Genomic DNA, 12,509 nt, shown 5'->3' with positions numbered 1-12,509 from the left:
GTTCCCCGCGACCGGGACCGTTCATGTGCGGACACTGGCGGACGCGCGTAGAGCTCGGGCACACTCCTCCTGCGCCACCTGCACACCGGTCACCCGCACACCACCCACCCCAGCGGAAACAGCAGGAGGAATCGCATGACGCTACGTCTGCGCGCCCGATCCGTGCTCAGTGTCCTGACTCTCGTCGTCACCGCGGTGTTCGCCCCCGGCATCGGACTGGCCAGCTCCACCGACGCGTTCGCCGTCACCAAGCTCACCCACGCCCAGGCGACGAGCATGTTCAGCGGCGCGGGCATCACCTGGTCGTCCTCCGGCGGCTGCTCCAACCGCAACGTCTCGACGTGTACGTCCTTCGACCAGCTCAACCTCACCACCGCCCAGGGCGCCGTCACCCTCAAGCACGCCAGCGGCTGCGCCCTCAACATCACCGGCGGCACCGAGACCGGCCACGCCAGCGGCACGTACTCCCACTGGAACGGCTACAAGCTCGACTTCGGCAAGAACACCTGCATCACCAACTACATCCACAGCGCCTTCACCTACATCGGTCTCCGCGGTGACGGCTACCCCCAGTACCAGGCTGCCTCCGGCAACATCTACGCCGACGAGGGCAGCCACTGGGACGCCCTGTTCTACACCTGCGGCGGCTGCTGACCCCCTCCGGGGCGCGGGGAACGTGCGCTGCCGCAGCACAGGGCCTTGTTCTCGGGGGCGCGGGGAACCGCGCGACCAGCCCCCACCGGGCTGTCAGCCCGAAGACAACGGCATCTGCCCCGCTGGCGCCGGTCTTCAAAAGGCCGCGCCACCGTCGGTGGCTGAGCGCGCGGTTCCCCGCGCCCCTCAAAAGATCGGCGAACCGCCCCACAGCAGAGGAACCGCACGGGGCCGCGCCCCGGGAAGGATGAGTACGGATGCTCAGGCCCGCGCCGGAGGCGGACGGCTAGCGTCGGGGTAGGCGAAAGGAGCCCCCCGTGCTGTGGTTGGTGATGCTGCTCGGAGCGGCGACAGGTCTGCTCGGCACGCGGCGGCACCGCCGCACGGCGGCCCGCATGGGCGACCGCCTCTTCCCCGGCCGACTGTCCGTCTACGGCGCGCGTTCCCGCTTCCCCGCGGCCGGCGGCGCCGAGGTGATGTTCCGGGTGACGGACGACCCGGACGCCGTCGTGCGGCTGAGGGTGTACCGGGCGGAGCCGGAAGAGGACGAGCTGCGCAAGGCGGTGGCGGACGCCCTGGACCGGGCGCGTACCTGGCGCGGCCTCGACGCGGCGTTCCGCGCAGGCGGTTACGAGGTGTACGCCCTCGGCAACGTCGTCGCCGAGCCGTGGATCGCGGCCGACCCCCGTAACGGAACGGTCGACGACCTCCTCACCCGTATCGCCGCGTGCCTGACCCGCTGGTCCGGCGCCACGCCCACGACCGTACTGATCGCCCACCCCGACCTGGTGGCGGGCCTGAAGGACCGCGACCCGAGCGCCCCGACGCTGCTGCGGGTGACCGCGAGACGGCGGCTCGCCGCCCTGTCCGGCCAACGCCCGTACTACCGCGCCTGGTTCGATTGGCGCGACGGCGTCCCCGTCCCCGGCTCGGGGCGCCTCGACCTCGTCCGCCCCTTCGACGACAGCCAGCGCTTCGCCGCCGCCGTGGAGGCGAGCGCCGCCGCGTGGCTGGCCGAGGCGGTCCCGGAAGCGACGGTGTGCTCCGCGACCGGCGTGTGGCGGCTGCTCCCGAACCGCGTCGACCGCGTCACCGGCTTCGTCCTCTACCGCGACGAGCCCGAGCCGGGCCCCGTCTACCTCGGCAAACACGCCCTGCGCGTGACGACGGACCTGGACGGCGCGCTGGTCGGCGACCCGACCGTCCTGCCCCACGTGCGGGAGGGCCGGGGCCGCCTGCACCTGCCCGCCCTGTGAGGAGCGCGCCCCCCTGCTCCGTCACGCGTCCCGTCCCCGCAGCAGCAGCCCGCCCCCGAGCAGGGCCGCCGCCGCCCACGCGGCCAGCACCCCGAGCCCCGCCCACGGCGGCAGCCGTCCCGTGCGGGGCCGTCCCGGGCGGGGCCGTCCTGGCAGGGGTGACGGAAAATGGGTCGAGCCCACGGCCCCCGATACGTAAGGTCACGCGGGTGACAGACACCCCCGAGACCATCGTCAGGGACGCGGTGGCGGCCGACGCCGCCGCCATCGCGCACGTCCACGTCACCTCGCGCGAGGTGACCATGCCGTACCTGCCGCCGCGCAAGCGGACGGACGCCCAAGTGGAGGCGTGGGTGCGGGACATCGTGCTGCCCGGCTCGGCGGTGTGGGTGGCCGAGCAGGGCGGCGCCGTCGTCGGCTACGCGTCCGTCGAGGACGGGGTCCTCGACGCCCTCTACCTCCTGGCGGAGGTGCGCCGCCAGGGCATCGGCAGCCGCCTCCTCGCCCGCGCCAAGGCGCACAGCCCCGCCGGCCTCACCCTCTTCGCCTTCCAGCGCAACACCGACGCCCGCGCCTTCTACGAGCACCACGGCTTCACGCTGGTCGACACCAACGACGGCTCCCGCAACATGGAGAAGGAGCCCGACCTCTCCATGCGCTGGCCGTAACCCCCTTTCCAGGGGCGGCGGGTGTCAGACCCCGGCGCTAGCATGCGACGCATGGGCATGATCGAGAACTACGCACGTCTGACACCCGCCGAACTCGACCGCGCCGTCCGGGAACCGGACTGGACGCAGGAGTTCGTCTTCGACCTGATGTACGCCGAGTCGGAGGAGACCACGGGCGCGGGTCAGCCGCGCTGTCTCGACATCGACAAGGCGTGGGACGCCCTGGACTTCCTGTTCCGGCGGATCGAGTTCCCGCTCGACATCGTCCACGGCGGCCAGCCGATACCCGGCGCCGGCGACTGGGGCTACGGCCCGCCCCGTTACCTCACCCCCGACCAGGTCCGCACGGCCGCCGCCGCCCTGACCGCACTCCCCGCCGCCGCCCTCACCAAGGACCTCACCGAAGCCGAGGTCGAAGAGGGCGTCCTCTACCCGAGCGTCGAGGGCCAGGCCCTCGAAACGCTCGAATACGCGACCCAGCACTACGAGGCCCTCGTCCCCTTCTTCCAAGCGGCAGCCGCCGAAGGCGACGCGATAGCCCTCTGGCTCAGCTAGCCCCTCCCAGCGCCTCCCACCCCTCACGCACCGCCCTCCCCACAGCCTCCGGCGTAGCCGTGTCCTCGACGGACTCCATTCCCAACAGCCCGAGCGGAAACAGCAGTACGTCCACTCGCGGCACCTCCCCGCCCGCGTTCCACTCCCGCACCGCCTCGAGCGCCCGCGACACCCCGAAATACGCGGGGCTGACGTCGGCGTACTCCGGCCGCACCACCGGTCGCCCCTCGCCGTCCAGCATCGCCGGGCGCGTGGCGGGCACCACGACAAGACCCGGATAACCGTCCCCCCGCACGTTCCGCAAAATCTGCGCCCGCCCCGGCGTCGGCTTCCCCCCGTACCGCCCGTGCGCGAACACCCCGGCCACCATCACGGCATCAGCGCCCACGTCCCGGGCCTCGGCCTCCCACAACTCCACCGGCAGACCATCCCCCAAATGCCGCCGCCACACCTCAAGAAGCCGTGCGTTGTCCGAAACGATGATGATGTCCACGTCGCGTTCCACTCAGAAGGGGTGCATCAGGGCAGGGGCATGAAGGGAAGGACGCGAACTCGTCCCGCGTGGGCCATCTCTTCCACGGACAGGGCCAGAGCGTCGATTCCGCCGCCCGCGTCCGCCAGGTGGTCGATCAGGCTCTCGGGGTTGATCGCGTCCTTGTGGATCACCGATCTGACCAGGGTATAAGGACCTTCTTCCTTGTACGCCTTGAACGCGGCCCGGGCATAAGCCGCCGCGCCCTCCATCGTCGTCGAGAAGTACTTGGTCTCGATGCCGAGGACGTTCTCGAACCGCCGCGTCTTGAGCAGCTGTGCCAGCTCCTTGGCCTGGACGGCACGGTAGATGAAGATCTCGCCCGGCTTGAGGGCGCGACCCAGTTCCGTACAGGGACTCAGGCCGAACGGGTCGATCTCGTCGTATGGATTCTCCACATACGTGTGGTGGTTGGGAGCCGGGACCAGGCCGAGGGGATCGGGGCTCTGGTAGCGGGCGGTGACCGGGTCGTAATACCGCAGATGGTTGTAGTGGAGTTCGGTCTCGGCGTCGGCGTACTGGCCGGGGAAGCGCAGCGGGCAGTCGGTCTGCCCGTCGACGGCTGGTTGCCGGTCCCATACCGTGCGCGTGCTCCGCCACGCCACATCGCCGTCGGAGCCGATGAGTTCGCTGGGGGCACCGATGAGATCGGTGACGATGGCGTAGAAGCGTTCATCGATCTGGGCCAGCGGACGGTGTGTGCCAGGCGCGTACTCCCAGGTCGTGGCGGCCTGCCCCGTCACCTCTTCCGTCATGCGCGCGCCGTCCCAGACGAACACGGTCTCCGCGATGAGGCCGCTGTCGCCCCACTGCTGCTTGGCGATCCGACGGCCCAGCGCGTCGTACAGATAGCGCCAGACGCTGCCGTCCGGCGTGGTGACGCCCGTCCCCCCGTGGTCCCCGTCAGCTCCGGGGCATTGTTTCACCTCGGTCATGAGTGACGTGTGGGAACTGCGGCGGGGTTCCCGATGACCGGAACAGGTGGTCGCGGCCTGCGGATCACTGCTCCAGCAGGGGAGGGGGCGGGGTGAGGTGGGCTTCGGTGCGGGCCAGGCGGTGGGTGGTGCGGCGGGTGGAGGGGAGGGTGGTGAGGAGAAGGAGGGCGGCGAGGGCCAGGTAGATGGCGGCGAGGTCCTTGGCGGTGGGGCCCCACAGGAGCACGGCGGCGCCCAGGGCGGCGAAGAGGGTGGCGAGGGCGAGCGCCAGGCGGCGGGTGGTGCGGGCTGCCCGGCGTTGGCGGTGCAGGAGGAGGGTCATGGCGTGGCGGGCCGCGGGGTCGGAGGGGATGACCTCCTTGCGCATGAGGCGGGCGGCCACGGCGACCTGCCGGGGGGTGAGCCCGGTCTCTGAGGCGATGTGCCGCCGGCTTCTCAGGTCTCGCCACGCAAACACCAAGCCGCCGGCCATGCCGCCGACGAGCGGGACGGTGGGGGCGGGCAGCCAGAACAGGCACACGGCGACGTAGAGCACGGCGGGCGCGAGGCGGACCCAAATGTTGTCGCGCCAGGGACGTTCGCGGTCCCAGTCCATGGAGGCGGGCCTATCCGTGTCCGGGCGCCCCGGCGGCAGGGCCGGGGCACACGGACAACAGGGTGCGGGTCAGGGCTTGATGACGACGGAGTGGACGATCTTGTCCGCAAAGGTCTGCTTCTTGGCGTCCCAGGCGGGCCACAGGAAGCCGAGGTAGCAGGGCAGAGCGTCCAGGATGTGCAGCAGGCGCCGGCCGAAGGCCAGACCGAAGCCGAGGACCTGGCCGTCCGCCTCGCGCAGCGTGCGGGTGCCCACGACCTTCTTGCCCGGCGTCTGCCCGGTCGTACCCTCCATGTAGGAGAAGTAGATCGAACCGGCCAGGGCGACGACCGCGCCCAGCAGGGCCCCGGCCGTGCCGCCGATGCCGAAGCGCAGGATCGCGTACGGGACACCGAGGATGAGCGCGTCGATGAGATACGAACCCGCCCGCGCCCCCCAGTTGGCCAACGGGGGCATTCCGGTCGGCTGTTGACCGTAGTTCGCGACGTCAGGCTGGCCGCCGCCGGGGTAGGACGGTATGGGTCCCTGCCCGTAAGGGCCGGGCTGGCCATAGGGGTTGGGCTGTTGCTGCCCCTGCGGGTTGTGCTCCCAGGGGCCGGACTGTCCGCCGTTGTCGCCGTCGTATGGAGGTGGCTGTCTGTCACTCATGCCGCCGAGTACACAGGGCCTACCGGCAGGAGACAACCCTCTACCTGCAACGATTGCGTACCACTCGCCCAGCCGGGGCCGGTCAGCCGATCGGTTCGACGTACGTGGCGAGGTTGGCGAGCGAGGAGGCGATGCCGGTTTCGTGGTCGGCCTGGTCGATACCGGGCGGTACGTCGGTGGCGGTGACGGCGACCTCGGTGGCGTCGCCGGCGTCGTCGGTGGGCGTGAGAGACCAGGTCATCGTCATGGTGCCCGCGTACAGAGGGTCGTCCGCCTCGAAGACGGCCTGCTGGACGACGCGGCGGTGCGGGACCAATTGCGTGAAGGCGACCGTGACGACGTCCGTCGCGTCCGAGGACTTGCCCGGGCTGTCGGCCGCGTCGAGATACGTGAGCACCATACGGAAGCCGCCGCCGGGGCGGGGGTCCCAGTGCTCGATCCGGCCGCGCATACCGTCCGGCGGCAGCCAGGCTTCGAGGGAGTCGCGGTCGATGAGGGCGCCGTAGATGGTCGCCGGTGGTGCCGCGATCACCCGGCTGGCGCGGTCGGTCCTACCCATGAGCCGAGTCTAGGACCGCAACGGCGGCGCCCGCACTCACGCCGTGCGGGCGATCCGTCGGACATGTCGCCCGATACGTCAGAGCGCGGGCTGCTGCGCGGCGGCGAACGTCACGAACGCCGACCACGCGGCGGGCGTGACGGTGAGCGCCGGGCCCTCGGGGTCCTTCGAGTCGCGGATGTGAATCGCCTGTGGATGCGCGGCGACCTCGACGCAGTTGCCGCCTTCGCCGGTGCTGTGTGAGGACTTGTGCCAGTCGCACGCGACCTCGACGCAGTTGCCGCCCTCATCGCTGCTGTACGAGGACTTGCGCCAGTCGTAGGCGAATTCGACGCAGTTCCCGCCCGCATCACTGCTGAAGCTGGACTTGACCCAGACGAGGTCGGGGGAGGGGCTTGGCCGTGCTGCGCGGTTCATCGGTCTCCTAGCAGATCGTCCATCAGGCTCATGCTCTCCTCGGGCGTGAGGGCCTGTGAACGCAGCATCCCATATTTCTGTTGGAGCAGAGCGACATCATCTGGATCATCGACCAGCACGCTCACGTGTTGACCTTCCAGGTATGCCAAGTGCTCGTGAGCGGGCGTTTCCAGCAGCACCATCGGACCTGCGAGCCCCGCGTGATGCTCACGGTCGGTTGGCATGATCTGGATGTTCAGAAAGGGGAGTTGGGCCAGCTCCCGCAGGTGTGCGATCTGGCGGTGCAACTCCCTGCGGCCGCCGATCGGCCGCCGCAGGATGGACTCCTCCAGGACGAATGTCATCATCGGCGGCCAGGGCAAGCGATCGAAGATGCTCTGCCGGGTTACTCGGTCGGCGACCTTCTCCTCAAGCTCGTCGGGGCTCAGCGGCGGGTACAGGTTGCCGAACACGGCTCGCGCGTAACCCTCGGTTTGGAGCAGGCCCGGCACGACCTGGTTCTCGTACGACATCAGGCTCAGCGCCAGCGGCTCCTCCTCCATGTAGTCCTGCGCGAACAGCGGATACCGCTCCGCCTGCGGGACTTCGGCGACGGCCACCTCCAGCGTCTGGCTCGTGCGGAGCAACTGGTCGAGCTGGCGGGCCAGCCGCAGGCCGAGCGGTCTGCGGCCCTGCTCGATCGATGCGATCTGGTCCAGGCTGAGATTCACCTCGTCGGCGAGCCGCTGCTGCGACATACCGCTCGCACGCCTGAACTGGCCGACCGTGGCGCCGATGACGCGCCACGCTGAGTTTTTTCGTGGTCGCTTTCCGTAGGGCATGCGATCTCTATTTCCGTCCCAAACCCGCGCCACCCTCGTCCGGCTCGTACAGTCCGGTTGTACGGGTTCACGCGGGGTACGGTCCCGCGCCTCTTCTTCTGTAGCGGGCCGAAATCCACGGCCCCTCGGGGAGGGACACCATGGACCGGGCCACGCTTGCCGTCACCGTTCTCTCGGTTCTCACGGCCAAGGGGTGCGCGCTGCTGGGGTATTGGCTGCGGCTGCGCTGGCGGGCGCGTTACGAGCACGCGCGCGCCGCGTATCTCGCCGAGGCCGTCAACGGCCTCGGGGCGGGGGACCGGCTGGAACTGGACGACGCACGCGGTGGCGGCCACCGGCTCCACCTGACGATCAGCCGCGCGGCGGGCCGAAGGGACGATGAGAGCACGTGACCGACCATGAACCGCCGACCACCGCGTCGGCACAGCGCTTACCGGGGGAGACCGGGGCCCCCGAGCGCGTACGCGGCACCGTGGACGAGGAGTTCTCGGACTTCTACCGCGCCGAGATACGCGGCCTCGTCGTCTTTCTGCTGCACCACGGGGCCGCGCTGGCCGTCGCGGCCGACATGGCGCAGGAGGCGATGATCCAGGTCCACCGCTACTGGACCACGGTCCGCACTCCGCGCGCGTACGTCCGCACCGTCGCCGCCCGCGCGCTCGCCCGCAAGACGGCGGCGGTCCGGGAGGACCCGGTGGACGAGGTGCCGGAACCCACCTCGCTGCTGCCGCGTCCGGACGCGTACGCCGACTTGGAGGAGCGGCATGTGACGCTCGCCCTGCTCCGGAGTCTTCCGCCGCGCCAACGGCAGATCCTGGCCTGGACGTTGGACGGGTACGCGCCCGCCGAGATCGCCGAGCAACTGACGATGACTCCCGAGGCCGTACGCGCCAGTCTGAAGAAGGCGCGGCGCGCCGCCGTGCGTCTCCTCGCCGAGGAGGACGACCGGTGACGGCTGAACATCACCACGACGAGTGGCTGCTCGCGGAGCACGCCCGCTCCCTCGCCGGGGACCTCGACGGCGTCCTCGACATCGAGGCGGGTCTGTCCGAGGTGCTGCTCCAGTCCCGCCACGCGGCTCTCACACAGGACGTGCCCCTCGACGTCGACGCGGGCCTCGCGTCCGTACTCCCCGCGCCGGACCCGGACCGGATTCCCGGCGCGCCGCCGCCACCCGCCCCGACCACGAAGTACGCCCCGCCCAGGAGTCCGAACCTCGTGGAGGCGATGCTGCACGTCAACTTCCCTGCTGGCATGGCCAAGTTTGAATCCACGCTGACCCCGGCCGTCGGGCGCATGGAAGTGCGGAGCCAGCCGCAGATCGCCGCCGGTACGCGGGCCGTCTTCCTGGCACAGCGCCTCGCGGACGACGACGGCGGAGACTGGGGGCGCGCCCTCGACCGCGTCGATCTGCTCGCGGCGGTCCTCGACTTCGCCCGGCATATGGTCAGGGAACCCGAGTTCGTCAGCGCTTTCCGCCGTGCGGCGACCTTCCTCGGGCGCGCTGAACCGGCGCCCGGCCGGCCCCTGACCGCGGACGGCTATCTCAGGGAGGCTCTGCGACTCGCCCGCGAGGCGACGCACGGGATGGCCGCCGGAGGAGACTCCTACCTGTCGTGGACGGCTGATCTGGCCTACGAAATCGCCGCCGCCCCCGGCCTCGACCGGGCCCTGGCCGAACGCGCCGCCCGCATCCTCGGCGCGGTCCGGATCGCCCTGGTGCGGCGCCAGTTCGCCACTCACCTGGTCACCCACGACGACCAGCGGATGGCCCTGCTCCTGGACGACTTCACCGTCACCGACCTCACCTCGGTCGACCTGCGCGGTGCCGACCTCACCGCCGTCCGCTGGACCGAGACCGGCACCCGCTGGCCCCCCGGCTTCGACCTCGCCGACCTCCGTTCCCGCTCGGACGAGTCCCCGCCGGGCAGCGCCATCTACGTCGTCCGAGGCGACTCGGCCACCGTCTCCGACTCCGTGGACCCGTAGGAGGCCCCCAGAGCCCGGCTTGCCCTGGGGCCGACTACTTCCCGGCCGGAGGCCCGTACCACTGGAGTGCCTGGCCGGTAACGGCCGCGACGCGCTCGAAGTCGCGGTCGCGGTGCAGGAGGGTGAGGCCCTGCAGTTCCGCTGTGGCGGCGACCACCAAGTCCACGGCGCCGGTGCTGCGGTGCTCTCCGCGTTCCGTGAGGACGCCCTGCACTTGCCAGGCGCGGTCGTACGCGCGGTCGTCCACGGGCACCCAGCCGAACAGCATGCGCATGTCCGCGGTGGCTTGCGCACGGTCGGCGGCCGACCCTGCGCTGTAGAAGAACTCCAACTCGGTGATCGGGCAGGTGGCGATCAGACCGGCCGCTGCCGCTTGGTCCCAGCCGAACTGCTCCGCGTCGCCGCGCATGATCCGTGCGAGGGCGCTGGTGTCGATCAGAAACTGCGCCGCGCTCACCGGCGGTAGTTCGTCTTGTCCTCGAAGATCTCCAAGTCGAAGGCCCCGTTGGCGGCTTGGGCACGCAAACGCGTGAGGGCGAGCGCTCGTCTCCGGTTCTCCAAAACCTCACGCAGGGCTGTGTTGACGGTCTCTCTCTTCGTGCCCGTGCCAAGGGCCTGGGCCACATCGGCGAGCAGTTCGTCGTCCAGGTCGATCACGGTCCGGCTCATATGATGCACCTCTGGTGATATCAACTTAGGTGTCGAGTATATCTCGCTCGATATCGAAAACGGGCCGGTGACGAACGGCACACGTACTGTCGGGTAACCCGGAGAGGGGCGCGGTCATAAGGTGAGCGGCGTACGGATGGGCGCGGGCGGGCTCATACGTGCGGGCACAGACGTAGGCTCCCCACCCTCGATCGATGAAACGGGAGATGGCATGCGCTCGGCGAAGGACTTCTTTCGGCCGTTGGCCGTGGGGGCACCGGCCCCCGTGCGGGAGGTGCCGTTCCGGCCCTCGCGGATGATCCACTTCTTTGATCCCGGCAACGAGAAGATGGCGGCGAAGGTGCCGACGCTGGCGCCGCAGGTCGACGTGCTGCTGGGGAATCTGGAGGACGCCGTACAGGCGGACCGCAAGGTGGCGGCGCGCGAGGGCCTGGTGGCGGTCGCGAAGGCGAACGACTTCGGCGACACGCAGTTGTGGACGCGGATCAACAGCCTGGACTCGCCGTGGGCGCTGGACGACCTGCTGACGCTGGTGACGGAGATCGGCGACCGCCTCGACGTCATCATGGTGCCGAAGGTGGAGGGCGCGGCGGACATCCACTACGTGGACCGGCTGCTGGCGCAGCTCGAGGCCAAGGCACACGTCGAACGGCCGATCCTGGTGCACGCGATCCTGGAGACAGCGACCGGCGTGGCCAATGTGGAGGAGATCGCGGGCGCGAGCCCCCGGATGCAGGGGCTGTCGCTCGGCCCGGCCGACCTCGCCGCGAGCCGCCGGATGAAGACCACCAGGGTCGGCGGGGGACACCCCGGCTACCTGGTGCGGGAGGACCCGAAGGGCGACGGCGCGCCCCGGGCGACGTACCAGCAGGACCTGTGGCACTACACGATCGCCCGAATGGTCGATGCCTGCGCCGCGCACGGGATTCTGCCGTACTACGGGCCCTTCGGGGACATCCAGGACGTGACGGCCTGCGAGGACCAGTTCCGCAACGCCTTCCTGCTCGGGTGCGTCGGCGCGTGGTCGCTGCACCCGGTGCAGATCGCCGTCGCCAAGCGGGTCTTCTCGCCCGCCCCCGAGGACGTGGCCTGGGCGCGCCGGGTGATCGACGCCATGGGCGACGGTACGGGCGCGGTGATGATCGACGGCAAGATGCAGGACGACGCCACGTACAAGCAGTGCCTGGTGGTGTCGGAACTGGCGGACGCCCTCGCCGCCCGCGACCCGGAGCTGGCCGACGCCTACGCGGCGGCGGAGAAGGCGGAGCAGGCCGAGCAAGTGGAGAGGGCCGAGCAGGCCGAGAAGGAGGACACCCGATGAACGACCGGATCACCCCCCGCCGCTCCGTCCTCTACATGCCCGGCGCCAACGACCGCGCCCTGGAGAAGGCCAAGACCCTCCCCACCGACGCCCTCATCCTCGACCTGGAGGACTCCGTCGCCCCCGACGCCAAGGCCGACGCCCGCAAGCGCGTCGCCGAGGCCGCGGCGAGCGGCGAGTACGGCTACCGCGAGGTGACCGTCCGGGTCAACGCGCCCGGCACCCCCTGGTACGCCGACGACGTGAAGGCCGCGGCGGAAGCGGCCCCGGACGCCGTCGTCGTACCGAAGGTCGACTCCCCGGAGACCGTACGGGAGGTCGAGGAGGCCCTGGTGAGGGCCGGGGCCCCGGACCGCACCGCGATCTGGGCGATGATCGAGACCCCGCGGGCCGTCTTCGCCGCAGCGGCCATCGCGGCGGCCTCCCCGCGGCTCACCGTCCTCGTCATGGGCACCAACGACCTCGCCAAGGAACTACGCGCCGAGCACGTACCGGGCAGGGCCCCGCTGCTCACCGGTCTGTCGCTCGCCCTGCTCGCGGCCCGCGCCAGCGGCAAGGCCGTCTTGGACGGTGTCTACAACGACGTACGTGATCTGCCCGGCTTCGAAGCCGAGACCCGACAAGCCAGGCAGCTCGGCTTCGACGGCAAAACGCTGATCCACCCCACGCAGCTCGAACCGTGCAACCGGATCTTCGCCCCCGCGCAGGAGGAGATCGACAGGTCCCGCCGGATCGTCGAAGCCTTCGAAGAGGCCACGTCACAGGGGCGAGGCGTGGTCACCGTGGACGGCAGGATGATCGAGAATCTGCACGTGGAAGAGGCCCGCAGGGTCCTCGCCCTGGCCGAGGCCGTCGCCGGACGCTGACCCGAATGCCCGTCAAGGACGGGC

Annotated in this window: 18 protein-coding genes; 9 read left to right on the top strand and 9 right to left on the bottom strand. The window is 70.5% G+C overall.

The window, feature by feature from the left end:
• Positions 1-135 precede the first annotated feature (135 nt).
• The 4 genes from ACIOC1_RS05690 to ACIOC1_RS05675 all read left to right on the top strand — a co-directional run bounded on the left by ACIOC1_RS05690 (position 136) and on the right by ACIOC1_RS05675 (position 3,133).
• On the top strand, positions 136-654 hold the full coding sequence (locus ACIOC1_RS05690) for a hypothetical protein (protein ID WP_401722882.1): 519 nt from the start codon (positions 136-138) through the stop codon (positions 652-654).
• A gap of 317 nt (positions 655-971) precedes the next feature.
• Complete coding sequence (locus ACIOC1_RS05685; RefSeq protein WP_401852189.1) at positions 972-1,910, top strand: hypothetical protein; 939 nt, start codon at positions 972-974, stop codon at positions 1,908-1,910.
• Between the two features lie 209 nt (positions 1,911-2,119).
• Positions 2,120-2,578 carry a GNAT family N-acetyltransferase gene (locus tag ACIOC1_RS05680; RefSeq protein ID WP_355348151.1) on the top strand — a complete coding sequence of 153 codons (459 nt, stop codon included), beginning with the start codon at positions 2,120-2,122 and terminating at the stop codon, positions 2,576-2,578.
• 51 nt (positions 2,579-2,629) lie between these two features.
• Positions 2,630-3,133 carry a DUF1877 family protein gene (locus ACIOC1_RS05675; protein ID WP_391161482.1) on the top strand — a complete coding sequence of 168 codons (504 nt, stop codon included), beginning with the start codon at positions 2,630-2,632 and terminating at the stop codon, positions 3,131-3,133.
• Here the strand turns inward: ACIOC1_RS05675 and ACIOC1_RS05670 are convergent.
• The 7 genes from ACIOC1_RS05670 to ACIOC1_RS05640 all read right to left on the bottom strand — a co-directional run bounded on the left by ACIOC1_RS05670 (position 3,126) and on the right by ACIOC1_RS05640 (position 7,640).
• A complete protein-coding gene (locus ACIOC1_RS05670) occupies positions 3,126-3,626 on the bottom strand; it encodes a hypothetical protein (protein ID WP_401852185.1) in 501 nt (166 codons plus the stop codon). The genes ACIOC1_RS05675 and ACIOC1_RS05670 overlap by 8 nt on opposite strands.
• A 26-nt stretch (positions 3,627-3,652) precedes the next feature.
• On the bottom strand, positions 3,653-4,600 hold the full coding sequence (locus ACIOC1_RS05665) for an RHS repeat domain-containing protein (RefSeq protein WP_401852183.1): 948 nt from the start codon (positions 4,598-4,600) through the stop codon (positions 3,653-3,655).
• Positions 4,601-4,664: 64 nt separating this feature from the next.
• A complete protein-coding gene (locus ACIOC1_RS05660; protein ID WP_391161478.1) occupies positions 4,665-5,195 on the bottom strand; it encodes a hypothetical protein in 531 nt (176 codons plus the stop codon).
• 69 nt (positions 5,196-5,264) lie between these two features.
• Complete coding sequence (locus ACIOC1_RS05655) at positions 5,265-5,843, bottom strand: RDD family protein (RefSeq protein ID WP_355349367.1); 579 nt, start codon at positions 5,841-5,843, stop codon at positions 5,265-5,267.
• Positions 5,844-5,925: 82 nt separating this feature from the next.
• Complete coding sequence (locus ACIOC1_RS05650) at positions 5,926-6,402, bottom strand: SRPBCC domain-containing protein (protein WP_391050378.1); 477 nt, start codon at positions 6,400-6,402, stop codon at positions 5,926-5,928.
• 78 nt (positions 6,403-6,480) lie between these two features.
• Positions 6,481-6,819 (bottom strand): DUF397 domain-containing protein, encoded by a 339-nt coding sequence (locus ACIOC1_RS05645; RefSeq protein WP_401852180.1) that lies wholly within the window; start codon positions 6,817-6,819, stop codon positions 6,481-6,483.
• The gene (locus ACIOC1_RS05640; protein WP_188284956.1) at positions 6,816-7,640 is read right to left on the bottom strand and encodes a helix-turn-helix transcriptional regulator; all 825 of its coding nucleotides are present in this window, start codon (positions 7,638-7,640) and stop codon (positions 6,816-6,818) included. The genes ACIOC1_RS05645 and ACIOC1_RS05640 overlap by 4 nt, the downstream gene beginning before the upstream one ends.
• A gap of 140 nt (positions 7,641-7,780) precedes the next feature.
• On the opposite strand from ACIOC1_RS05640, the gene ACIOC1_RS05635 reads away from it, so the two are divergent.
• The 3 genes from ACIOC1_RS05635 to ACIOC1_RS05625 are packed head-to-tail and all read left to right on the top strand — an operon-like array spanning position 7,781 to position 9,629.
• On the top strand, positions 7,781-8,032 hold the full coding sequence (locus tag ACIOC1_RS05635; RefSeq protein WP_355349376.1) for a hypothetical protein: 252 nt from the start codon (positions 7,781-7,783) through the stop codon (positions 8,030-8,032).
• A complete protein-coding gene (locus ACIOC1_RS05630; RefSeq protein WP_401852178.1) occupies positions 8,029-8,592 on the top strand; it encodes an RNA polymerase sigma factor in 564 nt (187 codons plus the stop codon). Before ACIOC1_RS05635 ends, ACIOC1_RS05630 begins: the two co-directional genes overlap by 4 nt.
• Positions 8,589-9,629, top strand: a complete 1,041-nt coding sequence (locus tag ACIOC1_RS05625) for a hypothetical protein (protein ID WP_401852175.1) — start codon at positions 8,589-8,591, stop codon at positions 9,627-9,629. The genes ACIOC1_RS05630 and ACIOC1_RS05625 overlap by 4 nt, the downstream gene beginning before the upstream one ends.
• A 34-nt stretch (positions 9,630-9,663) precedes the next feature.
• On the opposite strand, the gene ACIOC1_RS05620 is transcribed toward ACIOC1_RS05625, so the two are convergent.
• Both ACIOC1_RS05620 and ACIOC1_RS05615 read right to left on the bottom strand, forming a co-directional pair.
• Positions 9,664-10,086, bottom strand: a complete 423-nt coding sequence (locus ACIOC1_RS05620) for a PIN domain nuclease (protein ID WP_401852173.1) — start codon at positions 10,084-10,086, stop codon at positions 9,664-9,666.
• Complete coding sequence (locus ACIOC1_RS05615; RefSeq protein ID WP_355349388.1) at positions 10,083-10,298, bottom strand: type II toxin-antitoxin system VapB family antitoxin; 216 nt, start codon at positions 10,296-10,298, stop codon at positions 10,083-10,085. The genes ACIOC1_RS05620 and ACIOC1_RS05615 overlap by 4 nt, the downstream gene beginning before the upstream one ends.
• Before the next feature lie 211 nt (positions 10,299-10,509).
• Between ACIOC1_RS05615 and ACIOC1_RS05610 the strand changes: the two genes are divergently transcribed.
• Together ACIOC1_RS05610 and ACIOC1_RS05605 are read left to right on the top strand one after the other, a co-directional pair.
• Entirely contained in the window at positions 10,510-11,619 is a 1,110-nt protein-coding gene (locus ACIOC1_RS05610; RefSeq protein ID WP_401852171.1) for an HpcH/HpaI aldolase/citrate lyase family protein, read from the top strand.
• Positions 11,616-12,485: an HpcH/HpaI aldolase/citrate lyase family protein gene (locus ACIOC1_RS05605; RefSeq protein ID WP_401852168.1), complete on the top strand. Its 870-nt coding sequence runs from the start codon at positions 11,616-11,618 to the stop codon at positions 12,483-12,485. Before ACIOC1_RS05610 ends, ACIOC1_RS05605 begins: the two co-directional genes overlap by 4 nt.
• Positions 12,486-12,509: the final 24 nt, after the last annotated feature.

Source organism: Streptomyces sp. NPDC088197, from assembly GCF_044741185.1.
In the GTDB taxonomy this organism is placed as follows: Bacteria; Actinomycetota; Actinomycetes; order Streptomycetales; family Streptomycetaceae; genus Actinacidiphila.
Note: the sequence above shows the minus strand (reverse complement) of the source record. Positions and strands in the feature narration are given on the sequence as shown.

Excerpts from the sequence above, each read along its gene's own strand:
- ACIOC1_RS05675 (WP_391161482.1), top strand. The coding sequence starts at position 2,630 with ATGGGCATGATCGAGAACTACGCACGTCTGACACCCGCCGAACTCGAC.
- ACIOC1_RS05635 (WP_355349376.1), top strand. The coding sequence starts at position 7,781 with ATGGACCGGGCCACGCTTGCCGTCACCGTTCTCTCGGTTCTCACGGCC.
- ACIOC1_RS05605 (WP_401852168.1), top strand. The coding sequence starts at position 11,616 with ATGAACGACCGGATCACCCCCCGCCGCTCCGTCCTCTACATGCCCGGC.
- ACIOC1_RS05650 (WP_391050378.1), bottom strand. The coding sequence starts at position 6,402 with ATGGGTAGGACCGACCGCGCCAGCCGGGTGATCGCGGCACCACCGGCG.
- ACIOC1_RS05610 (WP_401852171.1), top strand. The coding sequence starts at position 10,510 with ATGCGCTCGGCGAAGGACTTCTTTCGGCCGTTGGCCGTGGGGGCACCG.
- ACIOC1_RS05660 (WP_391161478.1), bottom strand. The coding sequence starts at position 5,195 with ATGGACTGGGACCGCGAACGTCCCTGGCGCGACAACATTTGGGTCCGC.
- ACIOC1_RS05645 (WP_401852180.1), bottom strand. The coding sequence starts at position 6,819 with ATGAACCGCGCAGCACGGCCAAGCCCCTCCCCCGACCTCGTCTGGGTC.
- ACIOC1_RS05690 (WP_401722882.1), top strand. The coding sequence starts at position 136 with ATGACGCTACGTCTGCGCGCCCGATCCGTGCTCAGTGTCCTGACTCTC.
- ACIOC1_RS05615 (WP_355349388.1), bottom strand. The coding sequence starts at position 10,298 with ATGAGCCGGACCGTGATCGACCTGGACGACGAACTGCTCGCCGATGTG.
- ACIOC1_RS05640 (WP_188284956.1), bottom strand. The coding sequence starts at position 7,640 with ATGCCCTACGGAAAGCGACCACGAAAAAACTCAGCGTGGCGCGTCATC.
- ACIOC1_RS05665 (WP_401852183.1), bottom strand. The coding sequence starts at position 4,600 with ATGACCGAGGTGAAACAATGCCCCGGAGCTGACGGGGACCACGGGGGG.
- ACIOC1_RS05655 (WP_355349367.1), bottom strand. The coding sequence starts at position 5,843 with ATGAGTGACAGACAGCCACCTCCATACGACGGCGACAACGGCGGACAG.